Raw genomic sequence first — 19,387 nt, 5'->3', positions numbered from 1 at the left:
GGCCTGGGCGCCCGGCCACCATTCCGGACGCCAGGCCCGGAATACCCCCTTCATTGGGATGAACCCTGCAGTTGTGTCACTGGACATCCCAAAAGCTGCGCTTAACAATGCTGCAACTGCAAAAGGAATGACCATGACCGACTTCAAGAAAATCCTGATTGCGAACCGTGGTGAAATCGCGATCCGCGTGATGCGCGCCGCCAACGAAATGGGCAAGAAGACGGTCGCCGTCTATGCGGAAGAGGACAAGCTCTCGCTCCACCGCTTCAAGGCCGACGAGGCCTACCGCATCGGCGAGGGGATGGGTCCGGTCGCGGCTTATCTGAGCATCGCCGAGATCATCCGCGTCGCCAAGGCCTGCGGCGCCGACGCGATCCATCCGGGCTACGGCCTGCTGTCGGAAAACCCCGATTTCGTCGATGCCTGCGACGCCGCCGGCATCGTCTTCATCGGCCCCAAGGCCAAGACGATGCGCGAACTCGGTGACAAGGCCTCCGCCCGTCAGGTCGCCATCGCCGCCGGCGTCCCCGTCATCCCCGCCACGGACGTGCTGGGCGACGACATGAAGAAGATCAAGAAGCAGGCGGCAGAGGTCGGCTATCCCCTGATGCTCAAGGCCTCATGGGGCGGCGGTGGCCGCGGCATGCGCCCGATCAATTCCGAAAAGGAACTGGAGGAAAAGGTCCGCGAGGGCCGCCGCGAGGCCGAAGCCGCCTTCGGCAACGGCGAGGGTTATCTGGAAAAGATGATCATCAAGGCCCGCCACGTCGAGGTGCAGATCCTCGGCGATCAACAGGGCAACATCTATCACCTCTGGGAACGCGACTGCTCCGTCCAGCGCCGCAACCAGAAGGTCGTCGAACGCGCGCCCGCGCCCTACCTCTCCGGTGCACAGCGCGAAAAGATCTGCAATCTCGGCAAGAAGATCTGCCAGCACGTGAACTACGAATGCGCCGGCACCGTCGAATTCCTGATGGATATGGAGACGGGTGAATTCTACTTCATCGAGGTGAACCCCCGCGTGCAGGTCGAACACACCGTGACCGAAGAAGTCACCGGCATCGACATCGTCCGCGCCCAGATCCTGATCGCCGAGGGCAAAAGCCTGATGGAGGCGACGGGCTGCGCCTCTCAATACGACGTGAAACTCGACGGCCATGCGCTGCAATGCCGTGTCACGACCGAGGACCCGCAGAACAACTTCATCCCCGACTACGGCCGCATCCAGATGTACCGCTCGGCCACCGGTCCGGGCATCCGCCTTGACGGCGGCACCGCCTACACCGGCGCCGTCATCACGCGCTACTACGATTCGCTGCTGACCAAGGTCACGGCCCGCGCGCCGACGCCGGAAATGGCGATCGCCCGCATGGACCGCGCCCTGCGCGAATTCCGCATCCGGGGGGTGTCGACGAACATCGCCTTCGTCGAAAACCTGCTGAAACACCCGACGTTTCTGAACAACGAATACCACACGAAATTCATCGACCAGACGCCAGAGCTCTTCGATTTCAAGGCCCGCCGCGACCGCGCGACCAAGATCCTGACCTACGTGGCCGACATCACCGTGAACGGTCACCCGGAAACCGCAGGCCGTGCGCGCCCCGCGGCAGAGGTGAAATTGCCCGTCGCCCCGGTGAAATCGCTGGACCAGATGATCCCCGGCACCCGCCAGATCCTTGACGAGCAAGGCCCCAAAGCGGTCGCCCAGTGGATGAAGGACCAGCCGCAGCTGCTGATCACCGACACCACGATGCGCGACGGCCACCAGTCCCTGCTGGCGACGCGTATGCGGTCCATCGACATGATCGCGGTCGCCCCCACCTACGCCGCCAAGATGCACCAGCTGTTCAGCGTCGAATGCTGGGGTGGTGCCACCTTCGACGTCGCCTACCGCTTTCTGCAAGAATGTCCGTGGCAGCGCCTGCGCGACATCCGCGAAAAGATGCCCAACATCATGACGCAGATGCTGCTGCGCGCCTCGAACGGCGTGGGCTACACGAACTATCCCGACAACGTGGTGCAAAGCTTCGTGGCACAGGCCGCGACCTCTGGCGTCGACGTGTTCCGCGTGTTCGATTCGCTGAACTGGGTCGAAAACATGCGCGTCGCCATGGACGCCGTGATCAAGGCGGACAAGGTCTGCGAAGCCTCGATCTGCTATACCGGCGACATGCTTGACCCTGACCGGTCCAAGTACGACCTGAAATACTACGTCGGCATGGCCAAAGAGCTTGAGGCCGCAGGCGCCCACGTCCTCGGCCTGAAAGACATGGCCGGTCTGCTGAAGGCTCCCGCCGCAGCCCAGCTGTTCAAGGCGCTGAAGGAAGAAGTCGGCCTGCCGATCCACTTCCACACCCACGACACCTCGGGCGCCGCGATCTCGACCGTGCTGGCCGCCTCCGCCGCCGGGGTCGATTGCGTCGATGCGGCAATGGACAGCTTCTCTGGCAACACCTCGCAACCGACGCTCGGGTCCATCGTCGAGGCGCTGCGCCGCACCGACCGCGACACCGGCCTCGACATCGCGGCGATCCGCGAGATTTCGAACTACTGGGAACACGTCCGCGCCCATTACCTCGCGTTCGAGTCCGGCCAGCAGGCCCCCGCGTCCGAAGTCTATCTGCACGAAATGCCCGGCGGCCAGTTCACCAACCTCAAGGCGCAGGCGCGCTCTCTCGGGCTGGAAGAACGCTGGCACGAGGTCGCCCAGACCTATGCGGACGTGAACCGCATGTTCGGCGACATCGTCAAGGTCACGCCATCGTCGAAAGTCGTGGGCGACATGGCCCTGATGATGGTCAGCCAGGGCCTGACCCGCGCGCAGGTCGAAGACCCTGCCGTCGACGTCTCCTTCCCCGATTCGGTCATCGACATGATGCGGGGCAGCCTGGGCCAGCCCCCGGGCGGCTGGCCGGACGGCATCCAGAAAAAGGTGCTGAAAGGTGAAAAACCCACGACCGACCGCCCTGGCAAGCACCTCAAGCCCGTCGATCTGGACAAAGTCCGTGCGGAGCTGGCCGAGAAAGTCGGCTTCGCACCCGACGACGAGGATTTGAACGGCTACCTGATGTATCCCAAGGTCTACACGGACTACGCCGCGCGCCACGAGATTTATGGCCCCGTCCGCGCCTTGCCGACCAAGACCTTCTTCTACGGCATGGAACCGGGCGAAGAGATCAGCACGGAAATCGACCCGGGCAAGACGCTGGAAATCCGCATGCAGGCGGTCAGCGACATGAACGAGGACGGCGAGGTGAAGGTCTTCTTTGAACTCAACGGCCAGCCCCGCACGATCCGCGTGCTGAACCGCCTCGCCTCTGCCGACAAAGTGAAGAACCGCAAGGCCGAACCCGGCAACCCCGCCCAGATCGGCGCACCGATGCCCGGCGTCGTGGCGACCGTGGCGGCGCAGGCCGGGGCGAAGGTGAAAGCCGGCGACCTGCTGTTGACGATCGAAGCGATGAAGATGGAAACCGGCATCCACGCCGAACGCGACGCGGTGATCAAGGCAGTGCTGGTCAGCGCCGGCAGCCAGATCGACGCCAAGGACCTGCTGATCGAGTTCGAGTGACTGATTTGGCCCCCCCGTGCCGGGGGGCCAAGCGCGCCGCGCGGGAGTATTTAAGAAAAAGCGAGGACCTTGCGGCGGGGGCTCCGTTATAGGGACCGCGAAAAATCTCTTGATCCTTGCGGATTTTCCCTTGCGGCGACGCGTCAGTGTTTATAGATCACCGCTACCGATTGGCGCGCGGGCGTAGCTCAGGGGTAGAGCATAACCTTGCCAAGGTTAGGGTCGAGAGTTCGAATCTCTTCGCCCGCTCCATCGGTCAAACGAAAAGGGTCGCCCTGCGGGGCGGCCCTTTCGCGTTTCAGGGTGTCGCGATTTTTTGCAGGATTGCCTCTTGCAGCCGCCGCGCCGGTTTTGTAGATCGCCCCTACCGACGGCGCGCGGGCGTAGCTCAGGGGTAGAGCATAACCTTGCCAAGGTTAGGGTCGAGAGTTCGAATCTCTTCGCCCGCTCCATCGGTCAACGAAAAGGGTCGCGCTGCGGGGCGGCCCTTTCGCGTTTCAGAACGCCTTGTCAGAATGCCTTGAACGTCAGGGTCGTCAGGGTCCGCTCTATCCCCGCGATGCCGGCCACGCTTTCGTTGATGAAATGGCCCACATCCCGGTCGGCGGGCACATAGGCCTTCATCAGCAGGTCGAAATCGCCGCTGGTGGAATACAGCTCTGAATGGATTTCGCGCAGGGCGATGGCGTCGGCCACATCGTAGGTGGTGCCGGGCTTGCAGCGGATCTGGACGAAGACGCAGGTGGTCATGGGGGGGCCTTTCGGGTGGGTTGCGCCGAACTTGCACCAGTGGCGCACGCGGCGCAATCGGTGCCTTGGCGCAGCAGCACGCCCCCCCTATAAGGCCAGCAGCCAAAGGGGAGACGCCGATGCGCACCGCCACCATCACCCGCAAGACCGCCGAGACACAGATCAGCGTGACGCTGAACCTGGACGGCACCGGGGTCTATGACAACAAGACCGGGATCGGGTTCTTTGATCACATGCTGGACCAGCTGTCGCGGCACGCCCTGATCGACATGACGATCCGCGCCACGGGCGATCTGCACATCGACGATCACCACACGGTCGAGGATACGGGCATCGCCATCGGGCAAGCATTGGTCGCGGCGCTGGGCGACAAGCGCGGCATCCGCCGCTATGCGGATTGCCACCTCGCGATGGACGACGCGCAGGTGCGCTGTGCGCTGGACCTGTCGGGGCGACCCTACCTTCTTTGCAACCTCGACCTGCCTTACGGCAAGATCGGGCCCAGCTTCGACACCGAACTGGTGCGCGAATTCTTTCAGGCCCTGTCGACACACGGCGGCATCACCCTGCACATCGACCGGCTGCACGGCTTCAACGCGCACCACATCACAGAGGCGGCCTTCAAGGCCGTCGCGCGGTCATTGCGCGACGCGGTCGAGGTCGACCCGCGCAAGGCCGACGCCATCCCCTCGACCAAGGGCAGCCTGTGACCACCGTTCTGATCGACTATGACAGCGGCAACCTGCATTCGGCGCAAAAGGCGTTCGAGCGGATGGCGCGCGAAACGGATGCCGGCCCGGTGATCGTCACCGACGATGCCGATGTGGTGGCACGCGCCGACCGCATCGTGCTGCCCGGCGACGGCGCCTTTCCGCACTGCCGGGATGCCCTGTTCGGCCGCAACGATCTGGCGCAGGCGATTGTGGAGGCGGTGGAGCAGCGCGGCGTGCCGTTCCTTGGCATCTGCGTCGGCATGCAGATGCTGGCGACGACCGGTCACGAATACCGGTCCGTCCCCGGATTCGGCTGGATCGACGGTGACATCACGCGGATCGCACCCGCGGACCCCGCGCTGAAGATCCCGCATATGGGGTGGAACGATCTGGTGATCGACCGGCCCCACCCGGTGCTGGCGGGGCTCTCGACCGGCGATCACGCCTATTTCGTGCATTCCTACGCCATGCAGGTGGCAAACCCCGCCGATCTGCTGGCACACGTCGACTACGGCGGCGACGTCACCGCCATCGTGGGCCGCGACACCATCATCGGGACTCAGTTCCATCCGGAAAAGAGCCAAGCGGCAGGCTTGCGGCTGATCGCCAATTTCCTGGGCTGGCGACCGTAGGGATCGGATCGCTGCGCGATCCGATCCGCCGGGGGCGCTGCCCCCGGACCCCCGAAGTATTTTTAACCAGAAGAAGGGGCGAGCGTGCCACTCAGCCCTTGAGGAAGGCCAGCATGTCGTCGACCAGTTGGTCCTTGTGGGTGGCGGTCAGGGCGTGGGGGGCGCCGTCATAGACCTTGTAGCTGGCGCCTGAGATCATCTTGGCGGCCTTGGCGCCCGCACCCTCGATCGGAACGATCTTGTCGGCATCGCCGTGTACGACCAGCGTCGGCACCTTGAAATGGGCCATGTCCGGGCGGAAGTCCGTCGTGCCGAAGGCCGTGACGCAGTCGATCGTGGCCTTAGGGCTGCCCATCATCGCCATGCCCCACATCCAGTGGCGCGCGGCGTCTGACACACCGCCCTTGTCCGTGCCTTCGCCAGTGAAGTCCTTGAAGAACGCCTGCAAAAACCCCTGACGGTCGTCGCGCAGCCCCGCCTTCATGTCGGAAAAGACCGATGCATCGACGCCCTCGGGGTTGTCGTCGGTCTTTTCCATGTAGGGCGCCACCGACGAGATCAGCATGGCCTTCGCCACGTTCTTGCCCGCGTGGCGCGACATGTAGCGGCTGACCTCGCCGCCGCCCATCGAGAAGCCCGCGATCACCGCATCCTTCAGGTCCAGCGCCGCGATCACGTCGGCCAGATCGTCAGACAGCGTGTCGTAATCGTAACCGGCAAAGGGCTGGTCCGACCGGCCAAAGCCGCGGCGGTCGTAGGACACGACGCGGTAGCCCGCCTCGGCCAGTTTCACCGACTGGTATTCCCAGCTGTCGGCGTTCAGCGGCCAGCCATGGATAAGCACAACGGGCTGCCCCTGCCCCCAGTCATTGACGTAAAGCCTTGTTCCGTCGCGGGTTTCGATCATTGGCATGGTCTGTCCTTTCGGTCATTGTCTGTCGCGGGATCAACCGCACGGCGCGGGCCGGGGTTCCATCACACATCCGGTGGAGAGAGCTATGGACATCGCGGCGATCCTTGATGACATCGGCGCCACCATGGCGCGCGCGACCGACCGCGGCACCGTCGCGCGCTACATCCCGCAACTGGCTCGCGTCGATCCGCGGCACTTCGGCATGGCGGTCGCCCTGCCCGACGGGCAGGTCTTTACCACCGGCGATGCGGGCGTTCCCTTTTCGATCCAGAGCATCAGCAAGGTCTTCACCCTCGCCTTGGCACTGGGGCGGCTCGGCGACCAGATCTGGGCCCGCGTGGGCCGCGAACCCTCGGGCCAAGCCTTCAATTCGATCCTGCAGCTGGAGCATGAACTCGGAATCCCGCGCAATCCCTTCATCAACGCCGGGGCCATCGTGACGACCGACGCGGCCCTTGCCGGTCACGCGCCGCGCGAATTTCTGGCGGAACTGCTGCTGTTCATCCGCGCCGCGGCCGGCGACGACGACATCCACATCAACGACAGAATTGCCGCGTCTGAACAGGCGACCGGCGATCTGAACCGGGCGCTGGCCTATTTCATGGCCGCCCACGGCAATATGGTGAACCCGGTGGAAATGACGCTGGGCGCCTACTTTCATCAATGCGCTGTTGACATGACCTGCGTGCAGCTGGCCCGCTCCGCCCTGTTCCTGACCGGAGCCCCCGGTGCGCCGGGTCTGGTCTCGGCGGCGCGGCGCAGGCGAATCAACGCGATGATGATGCTGTGCGGGCACTACGACGCCTCTGGCGATTTCGCCTACCGCGTTGGTCTGCCGGGAAAAAGCGGCGTGGGCGGCGGAATCATGGTTGTCGCACCGGGCCGCGCGGGCATCGCCGTCTGGTCGCCGGGCCTGAACGCGCAGGGCAATTCCAAGCTCGGCACCGAATCGGTCGAGATGCTGGCCCGCGCCACCGGCTGGTCGGTCTTCGACTAGGCGGGTCCGCGCATCCACTGGCGACATCTCGCCGACGTTTTTCCACCTTGTTTACGCAAGACGCTGCGGCAGTCTAAGCCCGTCACAGGTTCAACAGTGACGGATGACGGCAAAATGCGGCAGATGCTTCGCGGAACGTGTGTGATGATGTCATTGGTGGGCCTGTCGGCCTGCATGAATGTAACCGCTCCGCCAGAGGCCATGTCCTTCGCCGCGATGGCCCCCAAGGCCCCGGCCGTCGACCTGACGATCCCGATGCACGCCGGCGAGACGCGCGAACTGCGGGCCCTGATCCAGAAATACGCCGCCCTCTACGACGTGCCCGAAAGCCTGCTGCACCGCGTCATCATCCGCGAAAGCGGCCACAACCCCGCCGCCCGCAACGGCCCCTACTACGGTCTGATGCAGATCCTGCCCGCCACCGCCCGCGGTATGGGCTTCAAGGGTGACAACAACGACCTGCTGGATGCGGAAACCAACCTGAAATACGCGGGCAAATACCTGCGCGGGGCTTGGCTGCTGTCGGACGGGTCCGAAGCGACCGCCGTGAAATGGTACAGCCAGGGCTACTACTACGAGGCCAAGCGCCGCGGCATGCTGGTGCAGACCGGCCTGCGCAAGGCCTGACGGCGCGTTCCCGACTTTCGACGCACACGCAAACGTCCCGCGCCTCAGGCGCGGGACGTTTGCGTTTCAATCACTTGACGCGCGCCCAATCCTGGCTGGCGCAGAACAACCCGCCCGCCACGCAGCCCTGCAGCCGCAGCGCATTGCCGCTGACCTGCATCTTGCCGATGTAGGTCTTGCCGTTCGACGGACGGTAAACCTGCCCCGCGTAGGTGCCGTCGCCCTTGGGCGCCATGCCGATGACGATCTGGCGGCCGATGTTTTCCGACTGATAGGGCGTGCCATCCGCCTTGTAGGTATTGACGATCGTGCCGCAGACCGCACCGGCACAGGGCGTCATGCTGACATGGGCAAAGGCGCCGTCGTCCACCTCGGTCTGCCAGGTGCCGATGGCGGCGTCCTGTGCCGTAGCGGCGCTGGCAAAGGTTGCGGCCAGCAAGGCCGCGATCAGACGTGTCATCATTGGGTCTCCTCCCCTTGAAACTGCGTGCACCTTGGCGCACCTGCGTTTGCGATCAAGTCTGACGCCACGTCGGTTGCTTTTCCCTTAAGCATTGCGCACAAGACCGCAAAACCGCCGGAGACCTGCTCATGATCCTCTACCCCGCAATCGACCTGAAGGACGGTCAGGCCGTGCGCCTCGTCCACGGTGAAATGGACCAGGCCACGGTCTTCAACGACGACCCCGCCGCACAGGCGCAGGTCTTCGTCGATGCGGGCTGCCAGTGGCTGCACCTCGTCGACCTGAACGGCGCCTTTGCCGGCACGCCCGTCAACGCCGCCCCGGTCGAGGCGATCCTGAAACGCTGCAAGGTGCCCACGCAACTCGGCGGCGGCATCCGCGACATGGCCACGATCGAACGCTGGCTGACGCTGGGCCTCACCCGCGTGATTCTCGGCACGGTCGCGGTCGAGGATCCGGCCCTCGTGCGGCAGGCCGCCCGCGCCTTCCCCGGTCAGGTCGCCGTCGGCCTCGATGCACGCAACGGCCGCGTCGCCACCCGTGGCTGGGCCGAGGAGACGGACATCATGGTCACTGACCTCGCAAAATCCTTCGAGGACGCAGGCATCGCCGCGATCATCTACACCGACATCCTGCGCGACGGCGCGATGAAGGGGCCGAACATCGCGGCCACCGCCGACCTTGCGCAGGCAGTGGAGATTCCGGTGATCGCCTCAGGCGGCGTGTCTTCCTTGGCCGACCTTACCGCGCTCCGCGACACCGGTGTCATCGCCGGCGCGATCTCGGGCCGCGCCCTCTACGACGGCGCACTCGACCTGCGCGCCGCCCTCGCCGCCTTGGCCTAGTCGGCCACCGCCGCGTCGGTCAACTTCTCCAGCGCCGCGTCGATCTGCGCGCGGTAGGGTGCATCTTCGGGGATGTCCAACCCCGCAAACAAGGTTGCGGTGTCGGCCCAGACGACCTGCGTGGCGCCCGCGGCATCTGCCATCACCTCGACCCGCAGCGGCAGCACCAGCCCGGCCGTCGTGTCATCCGCAATCGCCTGCGACCCCAGCGCCGGGTTGCCAAAGATCAGCAGCTGCGCCTCTGGCAATTCGAACCCCGCATCGGCCCCACCCGCCTCGTGATCGACGACGGCAAAGACCGTGGCCCCCGCCCCGGTCACAGCCGCCATCAATGCGGTCATCGTCTCGTCGACGGTCTTGGGGCTCGGTTTCATATGCACCTCGGCCATGGTAGGCCCCGCCAGCAGCATCGCCGCCATCATCGTGGTCTTGAACATCTTGCAAACTCCTTCTTTTGCGCCCCAACCCAAGGTGCCCCGCGGATGTTCCCTTCCCTCGCCGCGCAATCCGGCCTAAAAGGCCGCCATGCTCAAGACCCGCATCATCCCCTGCCTCGACGTCGCAAACGGCCGCGTGGTCAAAGGCGTCAACTTCGTCGGCCTGCGTGACGCGGGCGACCCGGTGGACGCCGCCATCGCCTACAATGCCGCGGGTGCTGACGAGCTTTGCTTTCTCGACATCATGGCGACCGAGGAAAACCGCGGCACGATGTTCGACCTCGCTACGCGTACGGCAGAGGCCTGCTTCATGCCGCTGACCATCGGCGGCGGCGTGCGCACCCACCACGACGTCCGCGCCCTGCTGCTCGCGGGCGCCGATAAGGTCAGCTTCAATTCCGCCGCCGTCGCCAACCCCGACGTGGTGACAGAGGCCGCCCTGCGCTTCGGCTCGCAATGTATTGTCGTCGCCATCGACGCCAAGACCGTGGCCCCCGGCCGGTGGGAGATCTTTACCCACGGCGGCCGGCGGGCCACCGGCATCGACGCCGTGGAATTTGCCCGGACGGTGGTGGAAAAGGGCGCGGGAGAGATCCTGCTCACCGCAATGGACAACGACGGCGTGCAGACCGGCTACAACATCCCCCTGACCCGCGCCGTGGCCGACGCGGTCGACGTGCCCGTCATCGCCTCCGGCGGGGCCGGCACCCTCGATCATCTGGTCGAAGGCGTGACCCAAGGCCACGCCAGCGCCGTGCTCGCCGCCTCGATCTTTCACTTCGGCACCTTCACGATTCCCCAGGCCAAGCAGCACATGGCCGACGCCGGCATCCCCATGAGGCTTGCATGACCCTCGACGACCTCGCAGCCACCATCGCCGCCCGCAAGGACGCCGACCCCGACACCAGCTGGACAGCGAAACTGCTGGCCAAAGGCCCCGCCAAATGCGCCGAAAAATTCGGCGAAGAAGCGATCGAGGCGATCATCGAGGCCGTCCGCGGCGACAAGGCCGCCCTCACGTCAGAGGCCGCCGACACCCTCTACCACCTGCTGGTGATGCTCACCGCCTGCGACGTCCCCCTGTCCGACGTCATGGCCGAACTCGCCCGCCGCCAAGGCACATCCGGCCTCGCCGAAAAGGCCGCCCGCCAGCCCTGACCGGTCCACTTCTTCTGGTCAAAAATACTTCGGAGGTCTGGAGGCCGCGCCTCCAGTCGGCCCGCAGGGCCGATCGCACGTCCCCCCGCGCCCCGCCGTCACGTCAGCCGCGACGAAATAACCCCGGTATTGAACCCACCCATCCGCAACTCGCCGAACAGCCGCTGATACTCGATCTTCGGACAGCGATCCTGCACCACCGTGACACCCCGCGCGCGGGCCACCGCAGCCGCCGCATCGTGGCGCACCCCCAGCTGCAACCAGATCACGTCCAGCCCGGGCCAGCGCGCCAGCGCCTCCTCCACGATCCCCGGCACCGCATCCGACCGGCGGAACACATCCACCATGTCGACATCAATGGGGACATCGGCCAGCGTGGCATACACGCGCGCGCCCAGCAGATCCTGCCCCGCCAGTCCGGGGTTCACCGGCACGATCCGATACCCCTTCAACTGCAGATAGCGGGCCACGAAATAGCTGGGCCGGACCGGATTGGCCGAGACACCGACAATGGCCACGGTCTTCACCCGGTTCAGGATCGCCTTCAATGCTGCGTCGGGTATGGCATCGCTCATGACCCAACCCTCAAACGAAAAAACGCCCGGGTCAAGCCCGGGCGCAAAGGTGTGGAACGAGGGATATGTCTGCGGGCAGGTCCGGTTCCGCAAACCTGCTCTGTGTTATCAGATGGGGCCACCAGCGCCCCGCCACCAGTGCCCCTCGCAACCCTGTGAAGGGCGCGTCCAAGGTCGGGCGGGCGGGCGTCGCGGCCACAGGCCGCGCGGTGGCCCGGCCAGACCCGACTACTCGGCCCGTGCCGCGTAAAGCGCCACCGCCGCCGCGTTCGACACGTTCAACGACCCGAACCCGCCCGCAGCCCCGATCCGCACCAGCGCGTCGCAGGTGGCCAGGCTCTTCTCGCGCAGGCCCGGTCCCTCGGCGCCCATGACCAGCGCCACGGGACGGTCCCGCTTGCCCTCCACCGCCTGCGCAATCGTCATCTCGGCCTCGCCATCGAGGCCCAGCACGAGGTATCCCATACCCTGCAACTGCGTCATCGCATCCGCCAGATTGCGCACCCGCAGATAAGGCTGCCGCTCCAGCGCGCCGGACGCCGTCTTGGCCAGTGCGCCAGTCTCGGGCGCCGCATGCCGCTGCACGGCCACCACGGCCCGCGCGCCAAAGACCTCGGCCGACCGCAGGATCGCGCCCACGTTGTGCGGGTCGGTCACCCGGTCCAGCAGCACGATGCGCGCAGGCGTCGGCCCATCACCCAGTGCGATGTCCTCAAGGCTGCCCCAGTCCAGCGGCTTCACCTCCAGCGCGGCCCCTTGGTGCACCGACCCCGGGTCGATGGGTGCTGCGAACTTGCGCGGATCGCTGATCTCTGGCTCCAACCCGGACCCCGCGACCGCGTCCTCCAGCTTGTCCAGTGCGTTGCGCGTCACCACCAGCCGCAGCTTCACGCGCTTGGGGTTCAGCAGCGCGTCGCGCACCGCATGCAGGCCGAACAGCCAGATCGTCTCCGACGCGGCCATCCGTTTGGCCTGTTCCTTTTCGATCACCCACTTCGGCTTTTGCATCTGACATCCCCTGACTGTTGCCCCCCGTTACAGGATATCCATGCCCCTGTGAAGCAACCGCCAGATCTGCCGCGTTTTGCGTTTGGCGCCCGCCTTTTTGCGGTTGACGCCCCCCGCCCCCACAGCTATTTCGCCTCTCAGTGGGCGACAGGCCGCAAGGTGTGGCAGGAGACTGTAACTCTCTCGCGGAGACGCACGCCTGGTTCGATTCCAGGGTCGCCCACCACTAATTTTCCTCTTCTTACCATGCCGGTCTCAGGCATCACTGCGGCGCAGAGCCTGCGCTGTCGCGGCCCCCTTCTTCTGGTTGAAAATACTTCGGGGGATTGGGGGCTGGCCCCCAAGGCCGACGGTCCGTCGAAAGACCAAAGAGCCCTTTTTGCGGGCGCCGCGCGCCAAAAAGGCCCGGTCGCAGGGACCGGGCCTCTCATGTCGCAACGCTGTCGTCGGCTCAGTAGATGACGACGCCGCGGATGCTTTCGCCGCTGTGCATCAGATCAAAGCCCTTGTTGATGTCGTCGAGCGGCATCGTGTGGGTGATCATCGGGTCGATCTCGATCTTGCCCTGCATGTACCAGTCCACGATCTTGGGCACGTCCGTCCGGCCGCGCGCACCGCCGAAGGCCGTGCCGCGCCAGCTGCGCCCGGTCACCAGCTGGAACGGCCGGGTGCTGATCTCGGCGCCCGCGGGGGCCACGCCGATGATGATGCTCTCGCCCCAGCCCTTGTGCGCCGATTCGAGCGCCGTGCGCATGACCTGCACGTTGCCCGTGGCGTCGAATGTATAATCCGCGCCGCCGCCCGTCAGCTCGACCAGGTGGCCGACGAGGTCGCCCTTGACCTCTTTGGGGTTCACGAAATCGGTCATGCCGAAGCGTTTGCCCATCGCAACCTTGTCGGGGTTGATGTCGACGCCGACGATCTGCGACGCCCCCGCCATCCGCAGGCCCTGGATCACGTTCAGACCGATGCCGCCCAGACCGAAGACGATGGCGCGCGACCCGTATTCCACCTTGGCCGTGTTGATCACCGCACCGATGCCCGTCGTCACACCGCAGCCGATGTAGCAGACCTTGTCGAAGGGCGCGTCGTCGCGGATCTTGGCCAGGCTGATTTCGGGCAGGACCGTGTGGTTGGCGAAGGTCGAACAGCCCATGTAATGCAGGATCGGCGTGCCATCGAGCATGCTGAACCGGCTGGTCCCGTCCGGCATCACGCCCGCCCCTTGGGTCGTGCGGATCTTCTGGCAGAGGTTCGTCTTGGGGTTCAGGCAATACTCGCACTCGCGGCACTCGGGCGTATAAAGCGGGATCACGTGATCGCCGGGCTTGAGGCTGGTCACCCCCTCGCCCACCTCCAGCACGACGCCGGCGCCTTCGTGGCCCAGGATCGCGGGGAAGGCACCTTCGGGATCATCGCCGGACAGGGTGAAGGCGTCGGTGTGGCACAGGCCGGTCGCCTTGATCTCGACCAGCACCTCGCCGGCCTTCGGCCCCTCCAGGTTCACCTCCATCACTTCGAGCGGATGTCCGGCCTTCAGGGCCACGGCTGCACGGGTTCGCATGGATTCACCTCTTGTCAGAATTTCGGCGCCAAGGTCGGGGAAAATACGCCGGACCGCAAGCCCGGTGCTTGCAAACCCCTGCCCGGTCGCGGCAAGATGACGCCATGAAACAATATATATCCCTGTTTATCCTGCCGCTGCTTGCAGCCTGTGCGTCCCCGAACGTGGACGGCGCGTCCACGCCGCAACGTGGCGGTGGCGATGCCTGCAACGCCTCGGCCTATGCGGGTGATGTCGGCCAGTCGATGGGCACCGCACGGTTCCCCGCAAACACCGAGATGCGACTGATCAATCCCGGCGAGATGGTGACGCAAGAGTTCGTGCCAACCCGGCTGAACGTCGAAGTGGACCGTGCCGGACGGATCGTGGCGATCACATGCGGCTGATCGCACTTGCCCCCCTGCTGCTGGCTTCGGCCTGCGCCAGTGGTCCCGTCGTGCGCAGCGATGCGGGCCGCGCGCCGCAGGCGGTCGACGTGAGTGCCGTGCCGTCCGGTGCGGGGGTCGAGAATTCCTGCGGGGCGCGGCGGCAGATCAGCCTGCTGGGCAAGGATGCCACGGTGCTGGAGAAGGTGCTGATCATGGGTCCGGTGCAGGTGCTGCGGCCGGAAAGCATCGCTGCACAGGATTTTCAGCCGGACCGGATCAACTTCATCATCGGGCCGGACAACAGGATCACGCAGATCACCTGTGGCTGACCTTGCGGGGTCGGTAGAGGGGAGAGAGAGACATGCAAGGCACCGACGTCACGCACTGGGTGGGGGCTTTCACGCGCGACGCCGGCTTGCCTTGCAATACAACTGGTTTAGTCCGCCCGCGTGACGCAAAGATGGGCGCTTTGCGGCCTGTGCTGGATCGTTTCGTGGCGAAATCGGGGCGGCGTCTTGATTTGGCGCGGGCAGTGCGCAACTCTGAGGCATGACGATTCAAACGCCTCCGCCTTTTGTTGCCACGTCCGATGACCGCGTGTCGTTCCATCGCACCGAACTGGGGCCGATCCTGACGCTTTATGGGCGGATGGTCGCGGCGGGCGAGTGGCGCGATTACGGGATTTCAGCGCTGCGCGATCTGGCGGTGTTCAGCGTGTTCCGCAGGACGGCCGAGAACCCGCTGTACCGGATCGAAAAGCGGCCCAAGCTGCGGATGAAGCAGGGGCAATATGCGGTCGTCAGCATGGACGGGCAGATTTTGAAGCGGGGCAATGACCTTGCCGCGGTGCTGCGCGTGCTGGAGCGGAAGCTGATCCGGCCGGTGGACTGACACCGGGCGACAGAGGATTACATTACAGAACCAAAATGTTTCGCATGCGATACATATTATGTAATCTTTAACAGTATCTTAACTCAGATTGACAAACCTTCTACGCGGCGGCGGGAGGTGACTTCGCTGTTTTCCACGGTGCGGATGCGCAGGATCGCGTTGGCGAGGGGTTCGTAGGTGACGGCCATGGCGTTGCCGTTGGCGTGGATCATCGTGGCGGCGTCCACCATCATGCCGACGTGGCCGGGCCAGAAGATCAGGTCGCCGCGTTGCAGATCGGCGTCGGGGGCGAGGGCTTCGCCCAGGGCCGCCTCTTGCAGGTCGGCGTCGCCGGGACAGGGGATGTCGCAGGCGTGCAGCGCGGCGGCGACCAGGCCGGAGCAGTCGAGGCCGCGGGTCGAGTTGCCGCCCCAGAGATAGGGCACGCCGAAGTGCAGCTGTGCGATCGTCGCGGGGCTGGTGAAGGGACGGTCGAGGGGGCGGAGGTGCTTTTTCGGGATGAAGCCCTGCGGTGTTTCGAAGAAATGACGCCGTTCGTCCAGCACGCGGACCCGCGCACCGAAGGGCAGTTGCAGGACGTCTGGGGATTTCAGGTCGTCGTCCGCATAGGCGTGGGTGGCGAAGGTGCCGACGCGGTGGGTGGGCACCACGTCCGCGGTCAGCCGGTCCGAGGGCACGTAGCCCACGTAGCCGTCGTGGCCGTGCACGAAGGACCAGCCGTCGCGATCCTCCAGCACGCTGACGTCCGCGCCCAGCAGAAGCTGGCGGTCGCGGCGCCCGTCGGGGGCGGTCATCAGGTCGGTGACGGGATGCGTCAGGGTCGCGGGGGTGCCGTCGACCAGCGTGAGGCCGTCCACCTGCCCCGCGAGGGTCCGGTGGGCGACGCGGGCATTGGCGGGCCAGAGGCGGCGGTCTTTTGTCGTGGCGGCGGTCACAGCTTCAGCAGGTCGGGCAGTGCGGCGAGGATCGCGCGAGCGCCCATGCCGACGCCGCCCTTGGGGCGGGCGGGTTTTGCGCTGGGGTTCCAGCCGTAGATGTCGAAGTGGATGTAGGGTTTGTCGGTGAAGCGGCGCAGGAACAGGGCCGCCGTGATCGACCCTGCGAAACCACCCGATGGCGCGTTGTCGAGGTCGGCGATACCGGGTTCGATCATGTCCTCGTAGGGGTCGTAAAAGGGCAGACGCCAGACCGGGTCGGCGACCGTTGCGGCAGCGCGGGTCAGGGCCGTCGCGGTGTCTTCGTTGTCGGTGAAGAAGGGTGCGAGGTCCGGGCCGACGGCGACGCGGGCGGCCCCGGTCAGGGTCGCCATGGAGATCACGAGGTCGGTGTGGGATTCGCAGGCGAGCGCCAGCGCGTCGGCCAGCACGAGGCGGCCTTCGGCGTCGGTATTGTTGACCTCGACCGTCAGCCCTTTGCGAGAAGTCAGGATGTCCTGCGGGCGGAAGGCATTGGCAGAGATGGAGTTTTCGACCGCAGGGATCAGGACGCGCAGGCGGATCGGCAGCCCCAGCGCCATGATCATGTGCGCAAGGCCCAGAACGGTCGCGGCACCGCCCATGTCCTTTTTCATCAGGCCCATGGAGCTGCCGGGTTTGATGTTCAGACCGCCGGTGTCGAAGCAGACGCCCTTGCCGACCAGCGTCAGGTGCGGACCGGTGTCGCCCCATGACATATCGATCAGGCGGGGCGGCGTGGCGCTGGCGCGGCCGACCGCGTGGATCATCGGAAAATTGGACGACAGCAGGTCGTCGCCGGTGATGACGCTGATCTGGGCGTCATGGCGGCGGGCGAGGCTGCGGGCCGCATCTTCGAGGTCCGCGGGGCTCATGTCGCTGGTGGGCGTGTTGATCAGGTCGCGGGTCAGGGCCTCTCCGGCGGCGATCGCTTCCAGCCGGGGGGCGTCGATGCCGTCGGGGGCGATGAGGCGTGCGGCGCCGGGTTTCGGCTTGGTGTAGCGGTCGAAGCTGTAGGATTCGAGCAGCCAGCCCAGTGCTGCCTCCTCCAGCGCGGCGTCGGTCAGGCCGGAGGCGATGGCATAGGTGCCGGCGGGCAGCTTGCGCGCGGCGGATGCGGTGACGAAGCGGGTGCGGCGGCGGCTGGCGGCACTGCCCTGCCCCACCAGCGCCATGGCGATGCCGCCGTCCGCATCGGGGATCAGCAGCGTCGCGCCGGCAGCCCCGGTAAAGCCGCTGGTCTGCGCCCACATGCGCGCGGCCGCCGGGATCGCGTCGGTGGCGTCGGCGTCGATGATGTGAAGGGGGATGGCCGCGGTGTCGGGGGCGGCGAAGGTGGCAGGCGTACGGTCGGTCATCGGGGGTTCCATTCTAGCTCCCCCACAGCGTAGCGGTATGGCCGGTGACGGCAAGGCCGGATCAGAAGTCGCGGAAGTCCCAGATCTGGGAAATCGCCAGATCGAAGCCCCGTTCGAGGCGCGAGAGCGTCGCTTCGAGTGCGATGCCGTTGCGCTGGCGCGCACAGGTGCCGACGTGGCGGGCGGCGATGGCGACCTCTGTCAGGCCGATGCCCTGCGCGACGGCCGCCATGCGGCCGGACTGGCGCGCCAGTTCGTCGAAGCCCGCGATGGCACGCACGTCCTGCAGGCGGTTCAGGCGGATCGCCAGATCCTCCAGCGCGCGGCAGATCGTTTCCTCGGCGGCCTTGTCGCCCAGATCCTTGTAGATCTCGCTGAGGGGGCCGGGGTCCATCGCAGGGTTGCGGGTGCATTCAAGAACGGTAACGATGCTCATGGGATCGGGCCTTTGGTAAGGATGTTGTCGGTGATTTCTTCTAGGCGGGTGTGGTCACCATTTGGTTGACGCCAATCCACGAAATCCCTCGAAATCCCGTCAAATACACCTTAATCCTGTGACAAATGCCGAAGGAGTGCGCCCGATGCAATTCGCCAAACCGCTGCCCGAGTATCTGGTCAAGCGCTATCACGGCTGGAAGGCCACCACCTATGCCGAGAACCGCAGCTGGTACATGCGGCTGGCCGAGGATGGTCAGCATCCGCGCGCGATGATCATCTCGTGCTGCGACAGCCGGGTGCATGTGACCTCGATCTTTGGCGCGGATCAGGGCGAATTCTTTATCCACCGCAACATCGCCAATCTGGTGCCGCCGTTCGCGGCGGACGGGCAGCAGCACGGCACCTCGGCGACGGTGGAATATGCGGTCACGGCGCTGAAGGTGGCGCATATCGTGGTGCTGGGACATTCCAGCTGCGGCGGCGTGCAGGGCTGTTTCGACATGTGCGAGGGCAAGGCGCCGGAGTTAGAAGAGAAGACCAGCTTTGTCGGGCGCTGGATGGACATCCTGCGGCCCGGTTACGAGCGGCTGGCGAGCGGCGACGACAAGAGCCGTCTGCGGTCGCTGGAAAAGGAGGCCGTATTGATCAGCCTCGAAAACCTGATGACCTTTCCCTTCGTCAAGCAGGCGGTGGACGACGGGATGCTGTCGCTGCACGGGCTGTGGAACCACATCGGCGAGGGTACGCTGGAATGCTACGATCCGAACACGCGCGCCTTCACGACGGTCTGAGGAGGCGGCAGCATGGCTGACAGGATCAAGGGCCCGGCCTCTTACTTTCCGGCGATCGAGGCAAAATACGGTCGTCCGATCGCCGCATGGAAGGCGCTGATTCGTGAACAGACGGGTCTGACGCACATGCAGCTTGTCGGTTGGCTGAAAGAGACGCACGGGATGGGCCACGGCCATGCGAACGCGCTGGTGGCCGATACGCTGCGCGAGACGCCAAAGGACTAAAGCGCGCCGTATGTCGCCGGGTCACGGATCGGGTCAGCGGGTGACCGGCGACGACCGGGCCATGCGCTTAGCGGGTGTGACAAGAGACGTCTCAACACGATTTCAGC

General features: G+C 65.5%; 23 protein-coding genes and 3 tRNA genes. 16 read left to right on the top strand and 10 right to left on the bottom strand.

Features of this window, described 5'->3' with window-relative positions; translation table 11 throughout:
* The first annotated feature begins 133 nt into the window (after window positions 1–133).
* From GLR48_RS10525 to GLR48_RS10515, 3 genes are all read left to right on the top strand, one after another.
* Window positions 134–3,574 carry a pyruvate carboxylase gene (locus GLR48_RS10525; RefSeq protein ID WP_237061209.1) on the top strand — a complete coding sequence of 1,147 codons (3,441 nt, stop codon included), beginning with the start codon at window positions 134–136 and terminating at the stop codon, window positions 3,572–3,574.
* A gap of 177 nt (window positions 3,575–3,751) precedes the next feature.
* Window positions 3,752–3,826: transfer RNA gene (locus GLR48_RS10520), tRNA-Gly, on the top strand.
* A gap of 125 nt (window positions 3,827–3,951) precedes the next feature.
* Window positions 3,952–4,026: transfer RNA gene (locus tag GLR48_RS10515), tRNA-Gly, on the top strand.
* 58 nt (window positions 4,027–4,084) lie between these two features.
* Here GLR48_RS10515 and GLR48_RS10510 read toward each other — a convergent pair.
* Window positions 4,085–4,324, bottom strand: coding sequence for an Lrp/AsnC ligand binding domain-containing protein (locus GLR48_RS10510; protein WP_072857620.1), 240 nt, complete (start codon window positions 4,322–4,324; stop codon window positions 4,085–4,087).
* 119 nt (window positions 4,325–4,443) lie between these two features.
* On the opposite strand from GLR48_RS10510, the gene hisB reads away from it, so the two are divergent.
* Both hisB and hisH read left to right on the top strand, forming a co-directional pair.
* Window positions 4,444–5,034: an imidazoleglycerol-phosphate dehydratase HisB gene (gene hisB, locus GLR48_RS10505; RefSeq protein WP_237061208.1), complete on the top strand. Its 591-nt coding sequence runs from the start codon at window positions 4,444–4,446 to the stop codon at window positions 5,032–5,034.
* A complete protein-coding gene (gene hisH, locus GLR48_RS10500) occupies window positions 5,031–5,669 on the top strand; it encodes an imidazole glycerol phosphate synthase subunit HisH (protein WP_237061207.1) in 639 nt (212 codons plus the stop codon). The genes hisB and hisH overlap by 4 nt, the downstream gene beginning before the upstream one ends.
* 91 nt (window positions 5,670–5,760) lie before the next feature.
* Here the strand turns inward: hisH and GLR48_RS10495 are convergent, their stop codons facing one another.
* A complete protein-coding gene (locus tag GLR48_RS10495; protein WP_237061206.1) occupies window positions 5,761–6,582 on the bottom strand; it encodes an alpha/beta fold hydrolase in 822 nt (273 codons plus the stop codon).
* Window positions 6,583–6,667: 85 nt separating this feature from the next.
* On the opposite strand from GLR48_RS10495, the gene GLR48_RS10490 reads away from it, so the two are divergent.
* Window positions 6,668–7,579 carry a glutaminase gene (locus GLR48_RS10490; protein ID WP_237061205.1) on the top strand — a complete coding sequence of 304 codons (912 nt, stop codon included), beginning with the start codon at window positions 6,668–6,670 and terminating at the stop codon, window positions 7,577–7,579.
* A 144-nt stretch (window positions 7,580–7,723) separates the two neighbouring features.
* On the top strand, window positions 7,724–8,206 hold the full coding sequence (locus GLR48_RS10485; RefSeq protein ID WP_442915783.1) for a transglycosylase SLT domain-containing protein: 483 nt from the start codon (window positions 7,724–7,726) through the stop codon (window positions 8,204–8,206).
* Window positions 8,207–8,276: 70 nt separating this feature from the next.
* Here GLR48_RS10485 and GLR48_RS10480 read toward each other — a convergent pair whose 3' ends face one another.
* The gene (locus GLR48_RS10480) at window positions 8,277–8,669 is read right to left on the bottom strand and encodes a DUF2147 domain-containing protein (protein WP_237061204.1); all 393 of its coding nucleotides are present in this window, start codon (window positions 8,667–8,669) and stop codon (window positions 8,277–8,279) included.
* Window positions 8,670–8,797: 128 nt separating this feature from the next.
* Here GLR48_RS10480 and hisA point away from each other — a divergent pair, with 128 nt between their 5' ends.
* On the top strand, window positions 8,798–9,514 hold the full coding sequence (gene hisA / locus GLR48_RS10475) for a 1-(5-phosphoribosyl)-5-[(5-phosphoribosylamino)methylideneamino]imidazole-4-carboxamide isomerase (RefSeq protein ID WP_237061203.1): 717 nt from the start codon (window positions 8,798–8,800) through the stop codon (window positions 9,512–9,514).
* Here hisA and GLR48_RS10470 read toward each other — a convergent pair.
* Complete coding sequence (locus GLR48_RS10470; protein WP_237061202.1) at window positions 9,511–9,951, bottom strand: DUF302 domain-containing protein; 441 nt, start codon at window positions 9,949–9,951, stop codon at window positions 9,511–9,513. The two genes, hisA and GLR48_RS10470, sit on opposite strands and share 4 nt — an antisense overlap.
* Before the next feature lie 88 nt (window positions 9,952–10,039).
* Between GLR48_RS10470 and hisF the strand changes: the two genes are divergently transcribed.
* Both hisF and GLR48_RS10460 read left to right on the top strand, forming a co-directional pair.
* Entirely contained in the window at window positions 10,040–10,801 is a 762-nt protein-coding gene (gene hisF / locus GLR48_RS10465) for an imidazole glycerol phosphate synthase subunit HisF (protein WP_237061201.1), read from the top strand.
* On the top strand, window positions 10,798–11,109 hold the full coding sequence (locus GLR48_RS10460; protein ID WP_237061200.1) for a phosphoribosyl-ATP diphosphatase: 312 nt from the start codon (window positions 10,798–10,800) through the stop codon (window positions 11,107–11,109). Before hisF ends, GLR48_RS10460 begins: the two co-directional genes overlap by 4 nt.
* A gap of 98 nt (window positions 11,110–11,207) precedes the next feature.
* Here the strand turns inward: GLR48_RS10460 and GLR48_RS10455 are convergent, their stop codons facing one another.
* Window positions 11,208–11,684 (bottom strand): CoA-binding protein, encoded by a 477-nt coding sequence (locus GLR48_RS10455; protein WP_237061199.1) that lies wholly within the window; start codon window positions 11,682–11,684, stop codon window positions 11,208–11,210.
* A 228-nt stretch (window positions 11,685–11,912) separates the two neighbouring features.
* Window positions 11,913–12,692 (bottom strand): 23S rRNA (guanosine(2251)-2'-O)-methyltransferase RlmB, encoded by a 780-nt coding sequence (rlmB, locus tag GLR48_RS10450; RefSeq protein ID WP_237061198.1) that lies wholly within the window; start codon window positions 12,690–12,692, stop codon window positions 11,913–11,915.
* Between the two features lie 142 nt (window positions 12,693–12,834).
* On the opposite strand from rlmB, the gene GLR48_RS10445 reads away from it, so the two are divergent.
* Window positions 12,835–12,918: transfer RNA gene (locus GLR48_RS10445), tRNA-Tyr, on the top strand.
* 225 nt (window positions 12,919–13,143) lie between these two features.
* Here GLR48_RS10445 and GLR48_RS10440 read toward each other — a convergent pair.
* Window positions 13,144–14,256: an S-(hydroxymethyl)glutathione dehydrogenase/class III alcohol dehydrogenase gene (locus GLR48_RS10440; RefSeq protein WP_237058496.1), complete on the bottom strand. Its 1,113-nt coding sequence runs from the start codon at window positions 14,254–14,256 to the stop codon at window positions 13,144–13,146.
* A gap of 104 nt (window positions 14,257–14,360) precedes the next feature.
* Here GLR48_RS10440 and GLR48_RS10435 point away from each other — a divergent pair, with 104 nt between their 5' ends.
* The 3 genes from GLR48_RS10435 (at window position 14,361) to GLR48_RS10425 (ending at window position 15,515) form a co-directional block, all read left to right on the top strand.
* Window positions 14,361–14,642, top strand: coding sequence for an I78 family peptidase inhibitor (locus GLR48_RS10435; RefSeq protein ID WP_237061197.1), 282 nt, complete (start codon window positions 14,361–14,363; stop codon window positions 14,640–14,642).
* Window positions 14,633–14,953 carry an I78 family peptidase inhibitor gene (locus GLR48_RS10430; protein ID WP_237061196.1) on the top strand — a complete coding sequence of 107 codons (321 nt, stop codon included), beginning with the start codon at window positions 14,633–14,635 and terminating at the stop codon, window positions 14,951–14,953. The genes GLR48_RS10435 and GLR48_RS10430 overlap by 10 nt, the downstream gene beginning before the upstream one ends.
* Window positions 14,954–15,173: 220 nt before the next feature.
* Window positions 15,174–15,515, top strand: coding sequence for a DUF2794 domain-containing protein (locus GLR48_RS10425; protein ID WP_237061195.1), 342 nt, complete (start codon window positions 15,174–15,176; stop codon window positions 15,513–15,515).
* An 83-nt stretch (window positions 15,516–15,598) separates the two neighbouring features.
* Here GLR48_RS10425 and GLR48_RS10420 read toward each other — a convergent pair whose 3' ends face one another.
* The 3 genes from GLR48_RS10420 to GLR48_RS10410 form a co-directional block, all read right to left on the bottom strand.
* On the bottom strand, window positions 15,599–16,450 hold the full coding sequence (locus tag GLR48_RS10420; RefSeq protein ID WP_237061194.1) for a C40 family peptidase: 852 nt from the start codon (window positions 16,448–16,450) through the stop codon (window positions 15,599–15,601).
* Window positions 16,447–17,826, bottom strand: a complete 1,380-nt coding sequence (locus tag GLR48_RS10415) for a leucyl aminopeptidase family protein (RefSeq protein ID WP_237061193.1) — start codon at window positions 17,824–17,826, stop codon at window positions 16,447–16,449. The genes GLR48_RS10420 and GLR48_RS10415 overlap by 4 nt, the downstream gene beginning before the upstream one ends.
* Before the next feature lie 61 nt (window positions 17,827–17,887).
* On the bottom strand, window positions 17,888–18,262 hold the full coding sequence (locus tag GLR48_RS10410; RefSeq protein ID WP_237061192.1) for a hypothetical protein: 375 nt from the start codon (window positions 18,260–18,262) through the stop codon (window positions 17,888–17,890).
* Between the two features lie 145 nt (window positions 18,263–18,407).
* Here GLR48_RS10410 and GLR48_RS10405 point away from each other — a divergent pair, with 145 nt between their 5' ends.
* Window positions 18,408–19,055 (top strand): carbonic anhydrase, encoded by a 648-nt coding sequence (locus GLR48_RS10405; RefSeq protein ID WP_237061191.1) that lies wholly within the window; start codon window positions 18,408–18,410, stop codon window positions 19,053–19,055.
* 12 nt (window positions 19,056–19,067) lie between these two features.
* Window positions 19,068–19,280, top strand: a complete 213-nt coding sequence (locus GLR48_RS10400) for a DUF4287 domain-containing protein (protein WP_237061190.1) — start codon at window positions 19,068–19,070, stop codon at window positions 19,278–19,280.
* The last annotated feature ends 107 nt before the right edge of the window (window positions 19,281–19,387 follow it).

Source organism: Loktanella sp. M215 (assembly GCF_021735925.1).
Taxonomy (GTDB): Bacteria; Pseudomonadota; Alphaproteobacteria; order Rhodobacterales; family Rhodobacteraceae; genus Loktanella.
This window is presented reverse-complemented; position numbering and strand designations above follow the sequence as displayed.

Bases quoted from the DNA above. Each gene is read 5' to 3' on its own strand.
- GLR48_RS10525 (WP_237061209.1), top strand. From the start codon at position 134: ATGACCGACTTCAAGAAAATCCTGATTGCGAACCGTGGTGAAATCGCG.
- GLR48_RS10510 (WP_072857620.1), bottom strand. From the start codon at position 4,324: ATGACCACCTGCGTCTTCGTCCAGATCCGCTGCAAGCCCGGCACCACC.
- hisB (WP_237061208.1), top strand. From the start codon at position 4,444: ATGCGCACCGCCACCATCACCCGCAAGACCGCCGAGACACAGATCAGC.
- GLR48_RS10495 (WP_237061206.1), bottom strand. From the start codon at position 6,582: ATGCCAATGATCGAAACCCGCGACGGAACAAGGCTTTACGTCAATGAC.
- GLR48_RS10490 (WP_237061205.1), top strand. From the start codon at position 6,668: ATGGACATCGCGGCGATCCTTGATGACATCGGCGCCACCATGGCGCGC.
- GLR48_RS10485 (WP_442915783.1), top strand. From the start codon at position 7,724: ATGATGTCATTGGTGGGCCTGTCGGCCTGCATGAATGTAACCGCTCCG.
- GLR48_RS10480 (WP_237061204.1), bottom strand. From the start codon at position 8,669: ATGATGACACGTCTGATCGCGGCCTTGCTGGCCGCAACCTTTGCCAGC.
- hisA (WP_237061203.1), top strand. From the start codon at position 8,798: ATGATCCTCTACCCCGCAATCGACCTGAAGGACGGTCAGGCCGTGCGC.
- GLR48_RS10470 (WP_237061202.1), bottom strand. From the start codon at position 9,951: ATGTTCAAGACCACGATGATGGCGGCGATGCTGCTGGCGGGGCCTACC.
- hisF (WP_237061201.1), top strand. From the start codon at position 10,040: ATGCTCAAGACCCGCATCATCCCCTGCCTCGACGTCGCAAACGGCCGC.
- GLR48_RS10460 (WP_237061200.1), top strand. From the start codon at position 10,798: ATGACCCTCGACGACCTCGCAGCCACCATCGCCGCCCGCAAGGACGCC.
- GLR48_RS10455 (WP_237061199.1), bottom strand. From the start codon at position 11,684: ATGAGCGATGCCATACCCGACGCAGCATTGAAGGCGATCCTGAACCGG.
- rlmB (WP_237061198.1), bottom strand. From the start codon at position 12,692: ATGCAAAAGCCGAAGTGGGTGATCGAAAAGGAACAGGCCAAACGGATG.
- GLR48_RS10440 (WP_237058496.1), bottom strand. From the start codon at position 14,256: ATGCGAACCCGTGCAGCCGTGGCCCTGAAGGCCGGACATCCGCTCGAA.
- GLR48_RS10435 (WP_237061197.1), top strand. From the start codon at position 14,361: ATGAAACAATATATATCCCTGTTTATCCTGCCGCTGCTTGCAGCCTGT.
- GLR48_RS10430 (WP_237061196.1), top strand. From the start codon at position 14,633: ATGCGGCTGATCGCACTTGCCCCCCTGCTGCTGGCTTCGGCCTGCGCC.
- GLR48_RS10425 (WP_237061195.1), top strand. From the start codon at position 15,174: ATGACGATTCAAACGCCTCCGCCTTTTGTTGCCACGTCCGATGACCGC.
- GLR48_RS10415 (WP_237061193.1), bottom strand. From the start codon at position 17,826: ATGACCGACCGTACGCCTGCCACCTTCGCCGCCCCCGACACCGCGGCC.
- GLR48_RS10410 (WP_237061192.1), bottom strand. From the start codon at position 18,262: ATGAGCATCGTTACCGTTCTTGAATGCACCCGCAACCCTGCGATGGAC.
- GLR48_RS10405 (WP_237061191.1), top strand. From the start codon at position 18,408: ATGCAATTCGCCAAACCGCTGCCCGAGTATCTGGTCAAGCGCTATCAC.
- GLR48_RS10400 (WP_237061190.1), top strand. From the start codon at position 19,068: ATGGCTGACAGGATCAAGGGCCCGGCCTCTTACTTTCCGGCGATCGAG.